This window comes from Microbulbifer maximicatervae (SeqCode), from assembly GCF_052466985.1.
Genome location: NZ_CP174298.1, coordinates 637,682 through 656,925 on the forward strand (window position 1 = coordinate 637,682; position 19,244 = coordinate 656,925).

22 protein-coding genes are annotated in these 19,244 nt (G+C 48.0%); 9 read left to right on the plus strand and 13 right to left on the minus strand.

The window, feature by feature from the left end:
- Positions 1 to 251: 251 nt before the first annotated feature.
- Together ACJJI3_RS02820 and ACJJI3_RS02825 are read left to right on the plus strand one after the other, a co-directional pair.
- Entirely contained in the window at positions 252 to 422 is a 171-nt protein-coding gene (locus ACJJI3_RS02820) for a hypothetical protein (protein ID WP_444941426.1), read from the plus strand.
- Between the two features lie 174 nt (positions 423 to 596).
- Entirely contained in the window at positions 597 to 749 is a 153-nt protein-coding gene (locus ACJJI3_RS02825; RefSeq protein ID WP_444941427.1) for a hypothetical protein, read from the plus strand.
- 112 nt (positions 750 to 861) lie between these two features.
- Here ACJJI3_RS02825 and greB read toward each other — a convergent pair whose 3' ends face one another.
- Complete coding sequence (gene greB / locus ACJJI3_RS02830) at positions 862 to 1,362, minus strand: transcription elongation factor GreB (protein ID WP_444941428.1); 501 nt, start codon at positions 1,360 to 1,362, stop codon at positions 862 to 864.
- 39 nt (positions 1,363 to 1,401) lie between these two features.
- Positions 1,402 to 3,348: a S9 family peptidase gene (locus ACJJI3_RS02835; RefSeq protein ID WP_444941429.1), complete on the minus strand. Its 1,947-nt coding sequence runs from the start codon at positions 3,346 to 3,348 to the stop codon at positions 1,402 to 1,404.
- A 262-nt stretch (positions 3,349 to 3,610) separates the two neighbouring features.
- Between ACJJI3_RS02835 and ACJJI3_RS02840 the strand changes: the two genes are divergently transcribed.
- Both ACJJI3_RS02840 and ACJJI3_RS02845 read left to right on the plus strand, forming a co-directional pair.
- Positions 3,611 to 4,465, plus strand: coding sequence for a beta-keto acid cleavage family enzyme (locus ACJJI3_RS02840; RefSeq protein WP_444913362.1), 855 nt, complete (start codon positions 3,611 to 3,613; stop codon positions 4,463 to 4,465).
- Between the two features lie 247 nt (positions 4,466 to 4,712).
- A complete protein-coding gene (locus tag ACJJI3_RS02845; RefSeq protein WP_444941430.1) occupies positions 4,713 to 6,179 on the plus strand; it encodes an alanine/glycine:cation symporter family protein in 1,467 nt (488 codons plus the stop codon).
- Positions 6,180 to 6,222: 43 nt separating this feature from the next.
- Here the strand turns inward: ACJJI3_RS02845 and ACJJI3_RS02850 are convergent, their stop codons facing one another.
- Entirely contained in the window at positions 6,223 to 6,597 is a 375-nt protein-coding gene (locus ACJJI3_RS02850; RefSeq protein WP_444914093.1) for a SirB2 family protein, read from the minus strand.
- A gap of 257 nt (positions 6,598 to 6,854) precedes the next feature.
- A complete protein-coding gene (locus ACJJI3_RS02855) occupies positions 6,855 to 7,727 on the minus strand; it encodes a M91 family zinc metallopeptidase (RefSeq protein WP_444941431.1) in 873 nt (290 codons plus the stop codon).
- A gap of 839 nt (positions 7,728 to 8,566) precedes the next feature.
- On the opposite strand from ACJJI3_RS02855, the gene ACJJI3_RS02860 reads away from it, so the two are divergent.
- From ACJJI3_RS02860 to ACJJI3_RS02875, 4 genes are all read left to right on the plus strand, one after another.
- Positions 8,567 to 9,055: a hypothetical protein gene (locus ACJJI3_RS02860; protein WP_444941432.1), complete on the plus strand. Its 489-nt coding sequence runs from the start codon at positions 8,567 to 8,569 to the stop codon at positions 9,053 to 9,055.
- Positions 9,056 to 9,325: 270 nt separating this feature from the next.
- Positions 9,326 to 10,321, plus strand: coding sequence for a zinc-dependent alcohol dehydrogenase family protein (locus ACJJI3_RS02865; protein WP_444941433.1), 996 nt, complete (start codon positions 9,326 to 9,328; stop codon positions 10,319 to 10,321).
- 259 nt (positions 10,322 to 10,580) lie between these two features.
- Positions 10,581 to 11,537, plus strand: a complete 957-nt coding sequence (locus tag ACJJI3_RS02870; RefSeq protein ID WP_444941434.1) for an antibiotic biosynthesis monooxygenase — start codon at positions 10,581 to 10,583, stop codon at positions 11,535 to 11,537.
- Positions 11,538 to 11,673: 136 nt separating this feature from the next.
- A complete protein-coding gene (locus ACJJI3_RS02875; RefSeq protein ID WP_444907964.1) occupies positions 11,674 to 12,621 on the plus strand; it encodes a DUF5996 family protein in 948 nt (315 codons plus the stop codon).
- Positions 12,622 to 12,639: 18 nt separating this feature from the next.
- Here ACJJI3_RS02875 and ACJJI3_RS02880 read toward each other — a convergent pair whose 3' ends face one another.
- The 4 genes from ACJJI3_RS02880 to ACJJI3_RS02895 form a co-directional block, all read right to left on the minus strand.
- On the minus strand, positions 12,640 to 13,119 hold the full coding sequence (locus ACJJI3_RS02880; RefSeq protein ID WP_444941435.1) for a low molecular weight protein-tyrosine-phosphatase: 480 nt from the start codon (positions 13,117 to 13,119) through the stop codon (positions 12,640 to 12,642).
- Between the two features lie 41 nt (positions 13,120 to 13,160).
- Positions 13,161 to 13,787 carry a hypothetical protein gene (locus tag ACJJI3_RS02885; protein ID WP_444913355.1) on the minus strand — a complete coding sequence of 209 codons (627 nt, stop codon included), beginning with the start codon at positions 13,785 to 13,787 and terminating at the stop codon, positions 13,161 to 13,163.
- Positions 13,788 to 13,913: 126 nt separating this feature from the next.
- The gene (locus tag ACJJI3_RS02890) at positions 13,914 to 14,582 is read right to left on the minus strand and encodes a class I SAM-dependent methyltransferase (RefSeq protein ID WP_413662395.1); all 669 of its coding nucleotides are present in this window, start codon (positions 14,580 to 14,582) and stop codon (positions 13,914 to 13,916) included.
- A gap of 212 nt (positions 14,583 to 14,794) precedes the next feature.
- Positions 14,795 to 15,706, minus strand: coding sequence for a LysR family transcriptional regulator (locus ACJJI3_RS02895; protein WP_444893545.1), 912 nt, complete (start codon positions 15,704 to 15,706; stop codon positions 14,795 to 14,797).
- Positions 15,707 to 15,812: 106 nt separating this feature from the next.
- Here ACJJI3_RS02895 and ACJJI3_RS02900 point away from each other — a divergent pair, with 106 nt between their 5' ends.
- On the plus strand, positions 15,813 to 16,112 hold the full coding sequence (locus ACJJI3_RS02900; protein ID WP_444893546.1) for a GFA family protein: 300 nt from the start codon (positions 15,813 to 15,815) through the stop codon (positions 16,110 to 16,112).
- 67 nt (positions 16,113 to 16,179) lie between these two features.
- On the opposite strand, the gene ACJJI3_RS02905 is transcribed toward ACJJI3_RS02900, so the two are convergent.
- From ACJJI3_RS02905 to ACJJI3_RS02925, 5 genes are all read right to left on the minus strand, one after another.
- A complete protein-coding gene (locus tag ACJJI3_RS02905) occupies positions 16,180 to 16,623 on the minus strand; it encodes a YtoQ family protein (RefSeq protein WP_444941436.1) in 444 nt (147 codons plus the stop codon).
- 153 nt (positions 16,624 to 16,776) lie between these two features.
- Complete coding sequence (locus ACJJI3_RS02910; RefSeq protein WP_282932387.1) at positions 16,777 to 17,244, minus strand: nuclear transport factor 2 family protein; 468 nt, start codon at positions 17,242 to 17,244, stop codon at positions 16,777 to 16,779.
- 165 nt (positions 17,245 to 17,409) lie between these two features.
- Positions 17,410 to 18,291 carry a phosphotransferase gene (locus ACJJI3_RS02915; RefSeq protein WP_444941437.1) on the minus strand — a complete coding sequence of 294 codons (882 nt, stop codon included), beginning with the start codon at positions 18,289 to 18,291 and terminating at the stop codon, positions 17,410 to 17,412.
- 12 nt (positions 18,292 to 18,303) lie between these two features.
- Positions 18,304 to 18,954: a nicotinamide riboside transporter PnuC gene (pnuC, locus tag ACJJI3_RS02920; protein ID WP_444941438.1), complete on the minus strand. Its 651-nt coding sequence runs from the start codon at positions 18,952 to 18,954 to the stop codon at positions 18,304 to 18,306.
- Positions 18,947 to 19,210, minus strand: a complete 264-nt coding sequence (locus ACJJI3_RS02925; RefSeq protein ID WP_108733600.1) for a hypothetical protein — start codon at positions 19,208 to 19,210, stop codon at positions 18,947 to 18,949. Before ACJJI3_RS02925 ends, pnuC begins: the two co-directional genes overlap by 8 nt.
- Between the last annotated feature and the right edge of the window lie 34 nt (positions 19,211 to 19,244).

The following is a 19,244-nucleotide window of genomic DNA, read 5'->3' on the forward strand; positions in this document are numbered from 1 at the left end:
TTTGATAGCAGCAATGTGAATATAAATGTATTTTTGCTTGCGATTCATTATAAGAAGCAACCTATCTCGACAATTCTGTAAAGGATTCCCAGGCTGAAGAGCAGAAAATTGCTGATCTGAAGCAGGATATCAAGAATTTACAGGCAGATATCAAATCCCTGACTGCCAGCATTGTTGCGTTAGGTATTGCCGATGCCACTGCTATCTCTCTGGGCACAGTTGCTTCTATCGTGGCTTTTCCAGAGGGCTTGTTGACCTGGTTTGTGATGGGGCCGGTGGCTGCTGTGGCATCAACCTTTATTGCACTGGATGCTGCAAAAATTGTTGCGGATCAAAAGAGTATTCAGGATAAACAGGCAGAGATGGACCTGATCACTACTGATGTATCCACTCTACAAGTACTGTCTCAGAGCTTTGGGTAGCTAGCAGAAGAAACCCAACAAGTTGAAGATAATTTACAGGCCGTGTTGCAAGAGTGGCAAATGCTTGAAAGTGATGTTTCCGGTGCGATAAGTGATATTCAAACCGCGATTTCAGATGAAGAGGGGGCAAAACTATATAGCACTTATTATTGACCTCAGTGAGGCGGTGGTCGAGTGGAATATGCTTATTCCCAAGCGGGAAGCCTGGTTGTTGAGCTCAAGGTGAACAATGCAGATTTGAAAATTGGAATGAGTTCAGAGCAGGTTAAATCTGCTTTTGCTGGTGGAAGCATTGTTGGTGTGATTCAGTATTATAATAATCTCTGAAGATGTTCTTGCAGTTTAGTTTTGAAGGCTTATTTCTGTGGAATAAGCCTTTTTAATTACGGGATTGCTAAATTGACTCCTTCAAACTAAGTATTTGAGAAAGTCAAGATCTCTACTCCTCGTAACGAATGTCAGTAATATAAAAAGTCTGCCACTTTTCCCCCTGACGAATATCCACTTCATCATCGAGCTTGCGCCCTAGTAAGGCACGGGCAACGGGGGAGTCCATGGATATCAAACCTGCTTTTACATCGAATTCATCGGGTCCTACAATGCGGTAGCAAACGCTCTCTGCCTCATCATCTTCAAGCGTTACCCAGGCCCCAAAAAAAACCTTTTTCTTATCGTCTGGTATTCGATCTACAACAGTGATCTCTTCCAGGCGCTTGGTTAGAAAGCGCACGCGGCTGTCGATTTCCCGCAGTCTTTTTTTACCGTAGATATAGTCTGCGTTTTCCGAGCGATCTCCCAGCTTGGCGGCGTCGCTAACTGCCTGGGTTACCCGGGGGCGCTCCTCCTCCCAGAGGTGCTTAACTTCGGCGCGCATACGCTGCGCGCCCTCTGCGGTGATGTAGCGGGAGCCGCGTGGACGCGGCGGTCTCCATCTTCCCATAGTATTTTTTTAAACTCTTTTTAATGCAACATTATTTAATTATAGGTTTTCGATGGTAATTCCCGGGCCGGGTTCCGCGAGCGGGAAATTAAATATGCGGCTGTAGAATTCCAGCTCTCCCTCCAGGGCCAACTTGATACTGTCGCCACTGCGGAACCCATGCCCTTCATTGGCAAATGTAATATAAGACACCGGAATGCCGCGCTCCCTCAGGGCATCCACCATGGTTTCGGCTTGGTTGGGTGGTACTACCTTGTCCTCCATGCCCTGGAAGAAAATCACAGGGCAATTCAGCTTTTCCACATCGTTAATGGGGGAGCGCTGAAGGTAGACTTTTTCTGCGGAAGGCCAGGGCCCTACCAGTTTATCCAGGTAGCGGGACTCAAACTTGTGGGTGTCTTTGGCGAGGCTGCTCAACTCCCCGATTCCATAATGGCTGGCACCTGCTTTAAAGGTATCGTGGTAGGTCAACGCTGCCAGCACTGTGTAACCGCCGGCACTACCACCTTTGATCAGCAGGCGATTGGGGTCGGCGAGCCCATCTTCTACCAGGTATTCTGCACCGGCGCAGACATCTTCCACGTCATAGATGCCCCATTTATCGGCGAGGCGGTCCCGATACTTGCGGCCATAGCCGGTACTGCCGGAGTAGTTTACGTCCAGAATGGCAAATCCCCGGCTTGTCCAGTATTGAACTTTCAGGCTGAGGCCTGCTGATGTAGCGCCGGTGGGGCCTCCATGACTAAATACAATCAGCGGTGGCTTATCGCCACTAGGTGCTTGGAAGTTGGGGTTGTGGGGTGGGTAATAAAACCCGTGTACCGCGCGATTATCCACTTGGAAAGTGACGGCTTGAGCGATGGAGAACAAATCGGTTGGCAGCGAGCTGCTATTGCTACTGGCAATCTGTTTCGTTTTACCCGTCTTTTGGTTAAAGCTAATAACAGCGGGAAAGCTCTCTGCACCTGCGGCAATCATCACCCCGTTGCCATTTTCACAGTGCAGGCTTTCGATATCACAATAAGGCTGGGGAAGAGTTTGATGCTCTCCGCTTTTTATGTCGACCTTTCCAAGGTGCCAAGTGCCATTCTGGGTGTAGGTACAGAGGATTTCCGTGGGGCTAATAAAGCCGTAAGTGGACATTCCAAATACCCACTGTGGTGTGGCGAATTCTGCTTCTTTTTTCCACAAGGGTTCGCTTTGTCCCAGCCTATATAGGTTCCACCAGTTGTTGCGATCAGAGACATAGCAGAGTTCGCCCTCAGGAGACCACTGGGGCTGAAAGACGGATTCATTCTCACCGCCGGCTACTTGGGTGACTTCACTGATATCCCCCATCTGATCGAGTTTGGCGATACAGAGCTCTGTCGCGTCCCAGGGGAGGTTAGGGTGGTGCCAGCGCAGAAATGCGAGTCGATCACCGGCCGGATTCAGGGTTGGGTTCGAATAAAAGTCTGCCCCCTCCTGAAGGATTGTCGGTGAATTAGCCAGTGGGTTGTTTAGGTCTACCGCGATAATGCGCGCACGGGGTTCCTCGCCCTGCTGGTGGCCACTGGCATCTTCCTCGACACAAATTAATCGATTTCTCAGAGGGTCGATAATCAGATCGGCGTAGCGGGAGCTATTTTCTGCGGTGATTGCTTCGGGGATCGCATTGTCGAGCTTCATGCGATAAATGCGCTGATCTTCTGCCAGTACGAAATAGGCGGTGTCACCGTGAACAAGGTAACTGCCGCCTCCGTATTCATGGGCTTTGGTGCGTACGGCGATTGGGGCGGGGGTGAGATCTCTGCGCCCATTCTTTGGACAATACTGCACCAGTACATTCCTGCCTTTTTCAGACGGGCGGGACTCCAGCCAGTAATAGCGGCCATCTACTAAATTGGCTTCTGCCAGGCGAACGCTGCCCTCCACGAGAAGTTCTGCGTTGATTGCAGATTTCCAGCTGCCGTAAGTGGCGATGGTTGGAGTGATAGTCTCGCTCATGAGGTACTTACTTCCTTATTGGGTTTTTTCGCATTCTGCCGAGATGAATCCGGGGAAACAAGGTGCCTTGGCGGGGGCCCTATGATAGTCTCGCGTAACCAAGCAAGCGCTTGGTGCTGTATTTTGTCGATGCACTATCCAGAATCAGCTCTTCCACTCGCTCTGGTCCTTTTACGATCAGTTGGTGTTGTAGGAGCGGCGCTCAACGCTGGATAGCCCTGTAAACAGCGGCCTTAACAAAGATAATTCAGGAGAGCCAGCGATGTCTGATGAAGTGGTGATTACTTGCGCCCTAACCGGAGTGCTTACCAACCCCCAGCAGCACCCGGTCCCGGTAACCCCCAAGGAAATGGCGGAATCCGCCCGTGAAGCCTACGATGCGGGGGCTTCCGTTATGCATGTTCATTTCCGCGCGCAAGAGGAAAATAAAGGCCATTTACCCACCTGGGACCCGCAAATAGCCTTGGAAATTGCCGATGCAATTCGCGATAAATGCCCTGGCGTTATTCTAAATTTTTCAACTGGCACTATCGGACGGGATCAGCAAGGCCCCTTGAGTTGTGTGCGTGCCGGTAAGCCGGAAATTGCCGCCTGTAATGCGGGAAGCCTGAACTATTTAAAGGCGCGATCCAACGGCACCTGGGCTTGGCCACCCATGGTATTTGATAATCCGGTCGATAAGGTAGAGGAGCTGTTGGCAGTTTGTCGGGAGACCGGTACCCGCCCGGAATTTGAGTGCTTTGATATCGGTATCGTTCGCTCTGTGGGAATGTATGCGGATGTAGGGATGGTGGATAAGCCCAACTACAACCTGGTGATGGGAGTGGCTTCAGGTATGCCTGCCGATCCCGATTTGCTGGAAATTATTCCAAAATATATGAAGCCCGGCAGCTTATGGCAGAGCACAGTGATCGGCCGTGAGGAAATCTGGCCGGTGCATCGTAAGACTGCAGAATTGGGCGGCCATTTGCGCACTGGAGTTGAAGATACCTTTTACTTGCCGGGAGGAGAGCGAACTTCAGGGAATGGTCAATTGATTGAGGCTCTTGCGGCTGTAGCTGAAGAGACTGGGCGAAAGGTGGTGTCCCCGAGTCGGGCGCGAGAGATTTTCTGCTAAAAGCAGCATGCGCCAATGTTTGCGTCCGGCCCCTTGCTGCGGAATTACTTTCCGAGGCTGTAGACTGTCAGCTATTACTTTTCTTCCTTTTGGGCCGCATCAGAATACTGGTGCGGCTCTGTCATACGGAGCCGATGGGCTCTGTTTTTCCAGCATTAACTCCAAGGTGACTAGTAGATTGGCCTGCTAGTCTTAGAGCCAAATAACAGATTTGTTTAATAACGATAAGTTGTCCTGGGAGTGGTCAATGCAAGGGTTTCTGGATCATTTCACTACCCTGATCGAGTGGGCAAACCTGCTTGCCTGGGGTGGCGTCGGTGGCATCTGGTGGCTTGGAATCTTGATTTTAGGATTGCTGCCGGCGGGGCTCTACTTTTCTATTCGCACTCGCTTTATACAATTTCGTCACTTTGGTCATATGGTCAAAGTCATGATTCGTGGCATCCGTAAGGAAAATGAAAATTCAGTAACCGCATTTCAGGCATTTGCCACTAGCGCAGCTGCGAGAATCGGCACCGGAAATATTGCTGGTGTGGCTGTGGCTATAACCGCTGGCGGGCCCGGAGCGGTGTTTTGGATGTGGCTGGTGGCCTTGTTGGGGATGGCTACCAGTTTGGTGGAGAATACTCTCGCGCAAACTTACAAAGAGCGCGGCGACGTTCCCGGGGCGTTTCGCGGCGGGCCTGCCTATTACATTGAAAAGGGGCTGGGACCACAGTGGAAATGGCTGTCCCTGACTTTTTCAGTTTTTCTTATGATTTGTTACGGATTTACCTTTAATGCTGTGCAGTCAAATACGATGGCTGCCGCATTGTATGGAGCTTGGGGTGTAAACCCTTTATGGGTGGGGTTTTTTATTGCACTCTTTGCCGGGATCATTGTTTTTGGTGGTATTCGTTCAATTGCGCGCTTTGCAGGTATTGTTGTCCCTTTTATGGCAATTGGTTACTTGTTGGTAGCTTTCTATGTTTTGATCGCCAATATTGCTGAATTACCTGGCGTGCTGTTGGAAATTCTGGCAAATGCCTTTGGATTTCAGGAGGTTGGGGCGGGGGCCTTTGGTGCGGCGGTGGCCAATGGAATCAAGCGGGGCCTCTTTTCCAATGAAGCTGGACTTGGCTCCTCGCCCAATGTCGCTGCTGCTGCAGATGTAAAACACCCAATGGTGCAGGGATACGTGCAAATGGCATCGGTATTTCTCGATACCATTATTATCTGCACTTCCACGGCAGCAATTATCTTGGTGGCAGATGTCTTTATGGTCGGTAATTTGGAAGGGGTTGAGTTGGTTCAAGACGCGCTGGCGAGCGAGGTGGGTACCTGGGGAAGCAGTTTTATTGCTACTGCATTGATGTTTTTTGCCTTTACATCAATTATCGGTAACTACTATTACGGCGAAACCAATATTTATTACCTCTACCATACCCGAACATCCATCTTATGTTATCGGCTATTGTTTTTGATGTTCGTACTTTTTGGGGCTTGGGTGGCAGATACGGGAAGCGCAGAAAACTTTGTCTTTCTTTGGCGTATGGCCGATGTCTCGATGGGTTTTATGGCATCGGCAAACCTTATAGCCATCTTACTTTTGTCTGGTGTGGCCTTTAAGGTAATGGCAGATTACGAGAGTCAGTTGTCTTCCGGGGTGCGTGAGCCGGTGTTCAATGGAAGTAAATTTAAAATAAAAGGCATTGAGCACGATGTTTGGGGTTGATACCAGTTTGAGGTTGATACCAAGAGTGCTCAATGCCATCCAGTTACAAGCTGGGCTTGTGCATCGCCAGATAGAAAATAGCGACTACTTGCAGGAAGGCAAGTACACAGGCAGTGATTCTAATTGGCTTGGAAAAGTTGGGGCGCAGGGCAAAGACGCCAGCAATAATGTAGCCAAATACCAGGGCTACTTTCGCACCTAGCCAGGGCGATGTGCCCGGGTTCCAGCTGCCGAGAATTACCAGTCCGGCAGCTGCAGCTAACAGCAAAGTGTCGTTGAGGTGTGGCACCCAGCGCAGGGGGCCATTTCGCCAGCCGGTGTTGCGGCTGAACTCCAATCCCACTCTGATGGTAAACAGCAGGATACTGAGCGCTGCGGCGGTCATGTGGACGTGTTTTACAAGGGCATAATCAATCATGGTTATGATCTGGCTGTATGTTGACCAAGGTGTTCTGTGTACCTTCCAGACAAAGGGAAGGTGTGATTCTAGCCGCCAAAGCATAACGACATGCTGTGGTCGGATGCAATATGCAAAGCGGGGAAGGCAAGAAACCTGCTGCTAGCGATATCTCATAAGTTAATACTGCTAGCAGTAGGTACACAGATCATATCTGTCAGTTTGCTTTGGTGGAGTGGCCTCAGGTTTTGGTGCTTGCGGGGCCCATATGTGCGAGATTAGTTCAGGTTTCTGATCTGGCCATACTTCATCCGTTGCGCTACGCCATGTTCAGCCCGAATCATATTTTCGCTAATGGCTAGCGGGTCAGTAGGTACATTACCGTCATCGTCACTGAGCCCGACAGTGGCGATCTCCTCACGCAATTCCATGGAGCCACCTACCCAAATCCAGCCGCTAGTCCTGGTTGAGATCAGGTTGTTGCGGTTCGGGATAGTTATATTGTTATAAACAATATTTAGGCCGCCATTGGCAATGCGGGCCATGGTTAAGGGAGCATTTTGCTGGCGGAGCACTCTACCCATGGGAGCCTGGCGTTCATCGGCCAGGAAAGTGGAATTTGCACTGCCCGACAGGTATCGCCCGCGATTACAGCGGTCAGCGTGGACCAATTCATGGGCCAGGGTGATATAGCTTGGGCAATTCCCCATTGCCACGGTGCCGTTGTTGGCCAGGTTGGCGGTTTGCAGGGCTGTATTGTTCCACATTACAACGCCGCTGGAGCCGCTGCTCATCACTTTGGCCATAAAGCCTCTGTCCGGGCTTACTAGTGGGAGGTAGCTCTTAAAGCCGCTCCATACCTGATCCATCAGCCACTGGTCGGGACGAAATCCGAGAGCGTGGTGCTCAGTAATTCTGGTGTCATGGCGGCTGGTAATTAGTCGGCGTAGCAAAGTGGTGCTGTTTTCCCTCAAGCCAGCTGCAGTCAAAATACCAACTCCCTCTGTAATTCGCAGCACATGTCGCCCCCCGGTTCGGTATCGCTCCTGTGTATAGGTAAGCGCGGTACCGACACCGCCGACAAGAGTATTCAGGGCAGCCCTTACTTGTGTGATAAACGTGATATTACTGGAGTCAATGCAGAGTCCCATTGTTATTCTCCTGTCCTGCTCGCAATACGAATTATCGTGGCTGAGAAAAATTGTGACTTTTTGAAATTTCCTAAATGAAAATTAATTCGTAAGCAGCATAAAGCTAAAGGTATTAATCGATATGATTTTGATAATAGTGTTCTGTACTTGCTTAGAATTTTTGAACTGAAAAGTTCTCTTTGGTCAGGTTGTATATTTTGTAAGCGAGGCAGGATGAATTCCTGGAAAATTAAAATTTTTTTGTAATTTTTTTGAAATACATCTTGTAACTATCTAAATGATTATTTTAGGGATGCCTCTACGACTCTACTCCCAACTGGTACGTTTTGCTATATATTTTATTTTTCATGATGATTATTTTAATAAATTTAAATAATTGTCTGTTGAGCAGTGTTGGAGAGCGCTATTTGGCAACTTACTACTGGGGTGGAAGGAAAGAATACACCGCACTCGAGACACGCTGTGAATACATCCCTGTAAGCTCCTAAGCGGCATCCATGCCTCATAGGGTCCCGAGCGCGGTGTATTCTTTCCTTTTCCCTTTTTAGTATGTGCTTGCCTGCTTTTGGGTACTGCGAAATGCTAAGTTTGGCTTGCATTGTGTGTTTTCTTGGTTCTGCTTGGGTCTCAAGGGGTGTAGCTGTGAGGTATTAAGGAAGGTATCTTGGGGGAGGTGTGGGACTAACCATTAAGTCAGTGCTGGTGTTAGTTGTTGTTGCGGTTTTGATATTGGTATATGCAACTGTTTCCTATAAAAATATAAATGGATAGCGGTTGAGTATCCTGTTGATGTTACAAAAAAGTGGAGGAGTGAATTTAACTTCCGATCGCAATTAAGTGTGCCATTCGAGCTGGAGTTGCAGACAGAAAGGGTGCTTGATTTTCGCGAGCAAAATTGTCGGTTGAGTATTCAATTTCTTGATAAGGAAAAGTATAAAGCTCATTCTGAAACGCTGGTTATCGATTGGGCAATTTTAGAGGAGGGGGTTGAGGTTGCAGTGGGTAAGAGCGGTGACAAGGCCTCAGGATTTTGGGGGTCAACAATGGGAAAAACACTGCATGTATTCGAAACAATAAAGGGCAGGAATTATACCATTCTAGCTTCTGTGATAGAGCCTGACCCTGCACTTGCTGTTACGGACCCGGTGCTTAAGGTGGTAATTGATCGGATAGAACACAAAAGTGCCGTTATTTACTTCGGCCTGCTTAATTTAACTTCTTTTCTGCTTATTGTTATCGCTGCTGCAATTTGCTTCATTGGACTTACTACTGGGGTGGAAGGAAAGAATACACCGCACTCGAGACACGCTGTGAATACATCCCTGTAAGCTCCTAATCGGCATCCATGCCTCATAGGGTCCCAAGCGCGGTGTATTCTTCCCTTCTCCCTTTTTAGTATCTTCAAGTGGCTGACTTGAAATTGCTAGCTTGAACCACACATAAGTAGATCCAAATGGCGATTTGTAAATGGGTTTGATTTATCAGGAGGAATCTAAATGGCCCCACTGTTAATAAGCGTCAAACTCTAGTGTTCATGGTACATTTTGTACAGCGTGAAGGTCGTTGTTCATAATCAATCGAAAAAAGGATACGGCGATATGTTAAAGGCGGAATATCAAGAGCGCGGACCAGTGCCGCAGGATGTTATTGAGGCGGTGCCCTTTGATACCCCTGAACTTCAAGAGGGGCAGGTGTTGCTGGAGATGCTGGCAGCACCAATTAACCCTTCAGATGTTCTGACCCTGACGGGCGATTATGGGATGTTGCCTCCTCTTCCTGCGGTTGGAGGCAATGAAGGTGTTGCTAAGGTCGTCAAACATGGACCTAATGTTACCGCGCCAGCCATTGGCCAGGTCGTTCTCCTGCCGGTAGGAAGCGGCACCTGGGCTACACATATGGTGGCCAATGCCCAGGGGCTGATTCCGCTCCCGAATAATGTAGACCCTCTACAGCTTTCCATGATAACGATTAATCCGCCAACAGCTTACTTGCTGTTGAGCGAATTTGTAGATCTCAAGGAGGGGGATTGGGTTATTCAGAATGCCGCAAATTCCGGTGTGGGGTCTTATCTGACAACCCTGGCCAAGTTGCGGGGCCTGAAAGTGATCAATGTCGTCCGCCGTGAGTCTTTGATTGAGCCGATGAAGGCCGCAGGCGCTGATGTGGTTCTCGTGGATGGTGAGCACCTGGGTAAGCGAGTGGCTGAGGCTACTGGTGGTGCTGAGATCAAGCTAGGCATTGATGCTGTTGGTGGAATGGCAACTGCTCGCATGGGCGAAGCTCTGTCAAATGGCGCAACCTTAGTGAATTATGGCGCGCTTAGTGGGGAACCCTGCGTTATCGCACCGGGGATGATCATCTTTAAAGATATCACCGTGCGCGGGTTCTGGTTGGCCAAATGGTTCGGCTCGGCATCCCCAGAGCGGCAACAGGAAGTTTTTGGCACTATCACAAAGCTTGTAGCGGAAGGTAAGTTATCTGCACCAGTTCATGGCACATACCCTCTGTCTGAAATTAAAGAAGCGGTACGAATAGCTGCGGCAGGCGGGCGTGACGGCAAAGTACTGGTTGTTAGTGAAAGCCTGACTGGCTGATTGCTTGCGCATTTATTTTTCTAGCGGAAGTGTCACCCAAATAGGCGACACTTCTGCAGACCGCTCCGTCATTCGTACGGAGCGTTACTTCCCAAATGCTACCCTTGATGTCAACCCTGACATTTCGTCTAAGTTTGTTTTTTGCGATAGTTTTTAGTAAAAGCATTCATTCGCAAAAATGAACACAAATACATTCTGCTTGCATAATACTTTGATCTCTAGTTCATCCGCCTGATTTTATGGAGGCTGCTGCCAGATAATGGAAGAGGGTTCCAGTGCTTGTCTTGTATTGTCTCAGGAGGTGCCAAAGTATCTGGGGGATGAGTATCGATCATGGCATCAGAAGCTGGTGGATGTTGCGCTAGATTGTGATGGGCTGCTCGAGGTGAATTTGTTAGAGCCCGTTTCTAATATCCAAAATGAGTGGGTTCAAATATTTCAATTTGATACGGTTGCTCACCTTGAAACGTTTCTTGGAAATAACTTACTTAAAGATCTAATTGCTTTTTTAGAGAAGAAATTCTCGGTTGAAGTAGTATCTCAAGTTATCGCTGGTGCAGATCAACTAACAGTGCCCGTAACGATTGTGATATCCAAAAAAGTGAAGCCTGAGTTTTTTCGTGAATATATGCAGTGGCAGAAAGAAATTGATAAAGCACTTAAAAAATATCCAGGCTTCTTGGGTGCTGGTCTAACTAAGCCAATAAAGGGGGTTCAAGAGGAGTGGGTTGCAATATTTCGATTTGACTCCAATAGGCATTTAGACAACTGGCTTAATTCAGATGAACATAAACGATTGGTAAAACGTGGTGAAGGGTTTTTTGAAGATGTAAAAATAAAGCGGATAGGGCATGGCTTTGAGGATTGGTTTTCTCGGGCTCGTGGCCGAGCTCAAGACACCGCGCCCTCGCAGTGGAAAATGGCCATGCTCATTTTATTGATGTTATATCCGATAGTTATGGTTATTACGATATGGTTGTTACCTTTGGTAGAGAGTTGGCCCTTTGCGACGACTAACTTCTTTATCAACTTATTAATTGTTGCGTCGCTTACTTGGGTGGCGATGCCGCTGATCACTAGAACTTTTAATGTTTGGTTGTCTGACAAGTCAGGAAAGCTAACAAAAATCAACACTATCGGAACCCTTATCATTATTGTTCTCTATGGGGTCTCGATAATGCTTGTTGCTTGGCTGTCGAGTCTGAATTTAAAGTAGTCTTTTATGATGATCAAAAGAGAGCGTTTATCTATTTTTAGTTTTTTCGGACGGGGTATTTTTAGTGGTCTAAGCTTGGCGGTTAACAGAAGGCACTAGGTATTGAGCGAGTCAAAGGATAGATGGAGCACGTATAGTGAGCAACTTAAAGAATCGGTCTGAGAGTAAAGACTGGCCAGAGTTACCCTACGCTGAGTCGGTAAATACGATTGCCACCTTGCATATGTGGATGCAAGTTATTGGCAAGATTCGCCTGGTACAAACCCCTTGGATCAATCACTCCTGGCATGTTCCTTTATATATTACCGCCAGAGGGCTGGAGACATCCCTTATCCCTTATGGAGGACGGTCGTTTTCTATTGGCTTTGATTTCTATCATCACGTACTGAAGCTATTGACCACTGAGGGGGGAGAATGGGTATTACCCTTGGAGTCCCGCACAGTTTCTGATTTCTACTGGGAAGTGATGGCTGCACTCAAGCAGCTAGGTATACCGGTTGAGATTAACACTATGCCATCTGAAGTGGCGGACGCGATACCCTTTGAGAGGGATCAGGATAACTACGAGTATGATCCGGATTATGCTAGACAGCTTTGGCAGGCGTTGGTGCAAATTCATCGGGTTTTCACCGAGTTTCGCAGTCGTTTTATTGGTAAGTGCAGTCCAATTCATTTTTTTTGGGGAAGTTTTGATTTAGCACTTACCCGTTTTTCTGGCAGGGAGGCGCCTCCGCACCCTGGAGGCGTTCCACACTTTCCCGATTGGGTGGCCAGGGAAGCATACTCCCATGAAGTTAGCAGTGCCGGTTTTTGGCCTGGTGGCGGTGGTGTAGATGGTGCTTGCTTCTATTCATATACTTACCCAGAGCCCCAAGGATTTCCCGAAGCAAGGGTCGCGCCCGCCTCAGCTTACTATTCCAAAGATTTGGGTGAGTTCTTGCTGCCCTATGATGCGGTGAGAGCTTCACGCTCCCCTGATGAGGCGCTGTTTGATTTTTTGCAGAGTACTTATGAAGCCGCAGCCGATAAGGGAATGTGGGATAGGTCCGCCTTGGAGGAAAGTTTCCCCCCACAAGCCCGGTAGAATTTGTGGGGGCTTTGCTTATTCTCTGTTTTTAAGCTGCTCGATAAATGCATCAGATGCTTGTTCAATAAGCTGGAGAATATGTTGAAACCCTTCAATACCGCCATAGTAAGGATCGGGCACTTCAGCTAAATCACTATCTTGCAACACTGATAAAAATAACCCTAGTTGGGCGCCTGATGAATCAGGCTGTAAGGATTGCAGTGCTTCCAGGTTATCTTTGTCCATCGCAAAGATATGATCATATTTTGTAAAGTCGGTGGTGGCTACCTGGCGAGCGTAGCTATTTTCAAATGAATAGCCATTTTCTTCACCAATAGCCAAAGTTCGCGGATCTGGTCGCTTACCCGCGTGGTAGCTGATAATGCCCGCAGAGTCGACGGAAACAGGAATACCTGCCTGCTGTGCCTTGGTGCGGAAAACGGCTTCGGCTAAGGGGGAACGACAAATATTACCGAGGCAGACAAATAATATCGAGAGACCTGAATTAGCTGTCAAAATAGCTCCAAGATACTTTGGGTAAATTAAAGAGGGGTATTTTAATCAAAATATCGAATGTTTACACGCTGGCTATCAGGGGCAATAGAAAGTACAGCTTTAGTCTCAATATAAAACGGCTGGTGTTTACTTGAAAGGTAGTTGGGATTAAGCTGCTTTTTAATAAAAGAGACCGTATTTTCTGTCGTCCAGTAAACTTGGTCTGGTCCCCAGTTTTCAGGCTTTAGCTCGTATAGTAAGTCCAAAGAATTTGCAGATAAGCTGTAAACTTGTAAGGCATTTTCATTAAAACCGGCGTCCAGGTCTTGTTCGGCAACAAAAAGATATCCGCCTTGCGGAGACAGCAAAGGGTAGCCGGCAAGAGAATATTCATGGCCGTTTCTCAAGTCTAGCAAAATATAGGAATGTGCTTCCCAGAGCTGTTGATGAATCAGTAGCAGGTTATCAGTTATTTGCTCAATTGCAGAGTAGGCTATATGTTCTGCGGGATTATTAGCGGGAAGGATGTCTGTGTACGTCAGTAATTTCCCGCTATTCAGGGCTATAGTCAGGTGCCCTGGTTGCGTCCGCTGGATATGGTTGACCTGATCACTCAATCCACTTTCGATTGACCGTGCACAGTTTAGAGAATTGTGAATATCAATGCACTCAAATTTATCTTCAAACACACTGAAATGCAGGCCCAGGCAATAAGTGGGAGCTACTGCTAAAGCTAACAAGGTAAGGAATATCAGTGGACTATTCAGCCCCAACTTAAACGAGAACTTCATCCTCATAAGTGCCCTATAGATACTCTAGCCAGTGATTTTGTACCGCGCACTGAATAGTGCTACACACCCGCGAACCTCTATTTTGTACTCCTTAAATCGACTGGCAAGGAATGTATTGAGGTCCTCTTCACAATCCTGGGTATTAGAAAATATCCCTTTCTTATTGTAGATAGCCATTAATTTCTTGGCAGCTCCACTTTTCGGTACGCCTTCGGACAGGATGGTGGAACCAAATACGGTGCCTGAATCCGATAGCAGGGTTGCGACATTATCCAGCGCAACCAGTTTTTCTGACAGCTTGCCGGGAAGGCAGTGAAATAGGTAATTTAAGGAGATTGAATCAAAAACTTCAGTCTCTAAAGTAATTTTATCCAGGACATTGCAGCGGAACTGTGCTGGATTATACCGGGCCACTCTTTGCGCTGAGATATCCAGGCTGTTTTGATTCAGGTCCATCAGGGCGAGGCGGACTTTGTCGGAGGGGAAATGGCACTTGTCCATAAAGTAGCCCGTTCCAACACCTACATCCAAGTGGTTGGAAGATATATTTCGATTGAAGTGCTCTAGTATTCCAGGAGTTGGGCACTTCCAAATAAAGCGGTTTGATATGCCCAGAACCCACATATCATAAAGCCAAAGTACGGGTTTGGAATAGACAGCTTGGCCTTGTTCGACCTCTTTAGTGATTGTCACTTCAAGCTCCAATGTATGACTGTTGTGCGGCTTTACCAATAAAGGAGAGGGGATGTATCTACAGTGTATTTCGAGAGTATTGTTTTCACTCTCTTCAGCCCCAGTAGCAAGCCGCTTATTATTGTTCTATGGTACCACCTAATGTGGTGCTAAACAGCTGAGTGTTTCACAGAGGATCTCTAATCGCTGCAGAGTTCTTTAGTGGCACATTCTCACTCATCAAACAGGCTAAAGTCATACTCCTGCAAGCGCTCTTGTGCAAAGTTCAAAAAAACGTCAATTTTCTTTGAATCTTTTCGCTTTACTTTATAGATAGCGCCTACAGTTTTATCTTTTCGCTCCAAGTCAGGGAGTACCTCTACCAGTCGCCCCTTTTTGATATCCCGTTGGCAAAAATAGGAGGGAAGCTTGGCAATGCCATTCCCGTTTAATGCGGCTGCTCGTGTATGGAAAGTTTTGTTGGATATTAAATTTCCATTGAATTGATAGAACTTCCCATCAATTGACCAGCCATCTTCCAGGCCATCAAGGCGGGTTAGCATGATGTTGTGTTGGCTGAGCTCGGCAATGGATTTGGGGCAGCCGTGTTCTTCCAGATAGGTCGGTGCGGCAATAAAAATAGGGCGGATACTAAATAGGGGCTGGGCGTAAAACTGGCAATCGGGCAGTGTTTCCCAGACGCGAAAAGCAATGTCGATATCGTCCTCGATTAAATCCAGGTGATAGGGGCTGAAGATAAGCTCCAAGCTGAAATCGGGGAATGCTTTCTGAAAATCATTGCAGATATGACTGAATACTTTTAAGCCGAGGGTTTCCGGAAAAGTGATTTTTAATTTTCCTCGGGTGAGCGTTGCTGCCTCTGCAATCTGGTCTTCCAGCTCGGTGAATGAGCTGATTATTTTTTGTCCTTTCTGGTAAGCAATCCTTCCGGCATCTGTGACAGCGATTGCCCGGGTGGTGCGATTGAGTAATACCTGGCCAAGGGCCTGTTCAAGTTGGGCGAGAGTCTTGCTCACGGTGGGCGTAGACAGGCCCAAGTGCTTGGCAGCTTTGCTTAAGGAACCGTGATCAACAACACTGCAAAAAACGTTGATCAAGTGGTATTTGTCGTACTCTCTGCGCACAGACTGTTTCCTTAAAGCTAAAAGATCTTTTCAATATATCCCCTTTGTTAAATTAAAGTAAATAGTAAACTCCTTCCCCATACTAATCGACCAGGGAGATAAGGCTATGAATCCGTTAACTTGTCATTGTGGAGCGATTCATTTCAACAAGCTTATAGATGCCCTGTTTGTACCAGCGGGCCAAAGGGGGCACGCTGATACTGAAGTCGCTATCCATATCAGCGATCCTGAAAAGTCACTGCGCAAATATCACTTTAAAGAGGGGGCTTTGCGGGAGAAGGCATTCTGCAAGCACTGCGGTGCAGAAATCTATGCGATCAATCGTAGCGGCGAGCTAGTGCACAACCCATCAGCAGAGGCAGCCTCTCGGCCGAACTATGCCGGTGTCCTTAATTACGGCTTTTAGCTAGCGACACCTACTGATTGTGCAGTTTTGTCAGTAGATGCCTGCCGGCTTGCTATCCAGAGGCTCCTTAGGCCTGAGTGGTTAAGTACTTCAGGATATCGACAACCTGTGCGGGGGTCTGTGCCCAGGCCTGGGCGGCACCGTCCACTTCCTTGAGTGCGTGCACCAAGGATTCATCGTGAAGTGTGATATAGGACTTGCCTAAGGCTGCACAAAAGCCGGCATCAAATGCGGCGTTCCATTGTTTGTATTTCTCGCCAAATCGAATCACCGCCAAATCACAGTTTTCAATCAGGTGCTTGATTCGGATTGCGTTAACTTTGGCTGATTTGTGATCCCGCCAGAAAGCGTTCTGCTCCTCACCCAGGCCATCACCAGCGGCATCGCTGGCGTCGTGGTTGGTGACTGCGGAAGAGAAGGAGATTTCCAGCCCTTCTTTTTGGCAACCTTCGATAATTTGCGCACGCCAATCGGAGTGGATTTCGCCGGAGAGGTAAACTTTAAGCTTCATTGAGTGGCCCTTTAGAACTGGAGACTAATATGCAATTTAGAGTCACATATTAGCACTTGGAAGCTTTGAAATCCGGTAGTTGTTCCAGTTGGGGGGCTGAGAGCGATCAAATGGACACAGGCCCTGTGCGGGCAGGGCCTGTAAGGCACTTTATTATAGGACTTGCTGCTCAAACTGGACGTCTTTGGGGAATTTCTCTGCGGGCAGGCGGGTTGAGTGCAATTGGGCTACTAGCCACTTGCCATCGATTTTCTTAACAATGGCGCTTTCCAACCACACCGCTTCTTTATTGCCATCCTCGGATTTAAAAATGGACTTGGTCCAGTAGTTGATGGTCAGCAGGTTCTCACGCTCTTCAAAATTGATAATGCTGAAGTAGTTGATTCTTTCCAGCTTTGAGGGCTTGGGCTTCATTACGGCGATAAGGTCTTCAATATCCCAGACTTCACCGTGCTCAAGGAGTATAAAATCGTCGCTGACGCCGTCTCGCATAGCCTGGTGGTCCAGGTTTGAAAGCGCAGCAAACAGCCCATCTATCGTTTTAAAACCCTCGGGTTTCTCTACCGCTTGTGCGTTGATTGCGATCAAGGTAAGTAGTATTGCAAAAAATGATCTGATCACAGGAGTACCTCTGTGGTTATTTTTGGGGTGTGAAAATGGGGGGTATTTTAGCCGAGTCGGGCCCTAGTTGAATTACTTCGACAGTAACTTCGAAAGCAACTTGGATTGCGCCGCAGTGACTGAAAGTCGCTTCTTGGGGATTGGGCCTATTCTAGCAGGGATTACTCAGCTGAGGCTGTGAGCTGATAGGCCTTTCAATAACTGCTGGGCTTTTTTCCCGATATATCTCCCTTGCTCCGGGGACCTTTGGGTTTGGTTACTCCATTGTACTCCGTGCCAGAGAATACAAAGGTAACCGTAGATCAGCTGCCATAACCCCAAGCGCTGATTGTCTTCAGGTGACACGGTGCGATTAAGATAGCACTCCAGTAAACTATTTTGCTCTCGCTGATTCAAGTTGTGTTCCTCTACCAAAATAGCGAGGTCATAGAATTTATCCCCCATTGCCGCGTACTCCCAGTCGATAGCGTATATCTTGTCAGAGGGAGCCCAGATCAGGTTGCCAACCGTTAGATCGTTGTGACACAGGCAAATTTCGTCGCCCATCCGATAAGCAGCATCAATTAATTGCGGAAGTTTCTCTTGCAGTGTGTCGAGCAAGTGGAAATAACTGGCTCGCTTGTCGATAAACTGCCTGTAACTAGAGATTTTCTCACCGATGTTTAATTGGGCATCAATTGCAGGGGAGCTGTGTATACGGCGCAGTAGATCGGCAAGTTTTTCCAAACTGTGGGCGACATTTTTATCGCAGGGAGTGCCTTCAATATAGCGGGTCACCAAATATCGGTAATGTGGGTCACAGTAAACCAAAGGGGCACAGCTGTCGGAATATGTGGCAGCTTGCAGCGCCTGCTGTTCAGCAGCCCTGTCGAGATTGAGCTGATCGCTGATGCTGGAGTTTATCCGCAGCACCATCAGCTGATCGGCGGACTCAACCAGAAAGGCGTTATTGGTCAGCCCCCCAGCCAGGGCCCTGACCACCGTGGGCCGGGCCTTGCTCCAATGATGCCAATCGTTGGGGATGATGTTGCTCAAGTCCTGGCTCATATCAGTTGGTCACTATGCCGCTGCCATTGTTTGAGGAGCGCTATCGGGTTGTTGTTTCTCTTTTCGGAAAATGGCTAACCACTGGAAATAGCCAATCACAACCAGCACCAGGTACAGCATAAACAATACGGCAGTAAGGTAGAGTTCTCTGTCCAGGTAGAGGTAGATTGAAGCTCCGTCTACGACAATCCAGTAAAGCCAGTTCTCCAGTACCTTCCGGGTGACCATATAGGTGGTGACGATTGCCCCCAGAGTCGTGAATGAATCCAGGTAGGGGAGGGCGGCACTGGTGTTGCGATCCAGCAGGTAGCCGATTAGTAAAGTCAGTGTCAGGGTAGCGCCAATAACTATTGAGTGGGTTTTTCCGCTCCAGCGATGGATTTTTAAATCGTCCTGCTGGTTGCGGTGATTTCGCCATTGCCACCAGCCATAAACTGCCATCAGCAGATAGAAAACCTGTAGCGCAGACTCCATTAACAGGCTGACATCCCAAAACAGAAACAGGTAGATCGCCGTACTGACAAAGGCGGCATACCAGCAGCTGATTTTCTCCCTCATGGCCAGAAGTAAATAGGCCAGAGCCAGTATTACAGCGGCTACTTCCCAGAGGGACATGGCCGCAATCGAAGCGCTGATTGCGGTGCTGATATCCTGGTCAAACATGCGCTTCTCCCGGGGCCAGGTCGCCGTCAATAAACTTACATACAAAAATGGCGCGGCCAAACTGTTCGTAGGATTTGCGCATTTCCAACTTGAGCACATCCATCAATAGATCGTAATCGCCAAACACCTGAGTACTCATTGTATTGGTGATTACCTTGAGTTCTGGGTGGCTGTTTAACTGTGCGATAAACGCTTGAATAGCCGAGATGTACTCGTCCTTTAACGGATACATACTGATTTCGACAGAGAGCTGCATAATTCCCCTCTTGATAGAGAGTTTTGGAGCAGCG

What these genes read in the sequence shown, in the direction of transcription:
- greB (WP_444941428.1), bottom strand. Translation starts at nt 1,362, where the DNA reads ATGGGAAGATGGAGACCGCCGCGTCCACGCGGCTCCCGCTACATCACC.
- ACJJI3_RS02835 (WP_444941429.1), bottom strand. Translation starts at nt 3,348, where the DNA reads ATGAGCGAGACTATCACTCCAACCATCGCCACTTACGGCAGCTGGAAA.
- ACJJI3_RS02840 (WP_444913362.1), top strand. Translation starts at nt 3,611, where the DNA reads ATGTCTGATGAAGTGGTGATTACTTGCGCCCTAACCGGAGTGCTTACC.
- ACJJI3_RS02845 (WP_444941430.1), top strand. Translation starts at nt 4,713, where the DNA reads ATGCAAGGGTTTCTGGATCATTTCACTACCCTGATCGAGTGGGCAAAC.
- ACJJI3_RS02850 (WP_444914093.1), bottom strand. Translation starts at nt 6,597, where the DNA reads ATGATTGATTATGCCCTTGTAAAACACGTCCACATGACCGCCGCAGCG.
- ACJJI3_RS02855 (WP_444941431.1), bottom strand. Translation starts at nt 7,727, where the DNA reads ATGGGACTCTGCATTGACTCCAGTAATATCACGTTTATCACACAAGTA.
- ACJJI3_RS02865 (WP_444941433.1), top strand. Translation starts at nt 9,326, where the DNA reads ATGTTAAAGGCGGAATATCAAGAGCGCGGACCAGTGCCGCAGGATGTT.
- ACJJI3_RS02870 (WP_444941434.1), top strand. Translation starts at nt 10,581, where the DNA reads ATGGAAGAGGGTTCCAGTGCTTGTCTTGTATTGTCTCAGGAGGTGCCA.
- ACJJI3_RS02900 (WP_444893546.1), top strand. Translation starts at nt 15,813, where the DNA reads ATGAATCCGTTAACTTGTCATTGTGGAGCGATTCATTTCAACAAGCTT.
- ACJJI3_RS02905 (WP_444941436.1), bottom strand. Translation starts at nt 16,623, where the DNA reads ATGAAGCTTAAAGTTTACCTCTCCGGCGAAATCCACTCCGATTGGCGT.
- ACJJI3_RS02915 (WP_444941437.1), bottom strand. Translation starts at nt 18,291, where the DNA reads ATGAGCCAGGACTTGAGCAACATCATCCCCAACGATTGGCATCATTGG.
- pnuC (WP_444941438.1), bottom strand. Translation starts at nt 18,954, where the DNA reads ATGTTTGACCAGGATATCAGCACCGCAATCAGCGCTTCGATTGCGGCC.
- ACJJI3_RS02925 (WP_108733600.1), bottom strand. Translation starts at nt 19,210, where the DNA reads ATGCAGCTCTCTGTCGAAATCAGTATGTATCCGTTAAAGGACGAGTAC.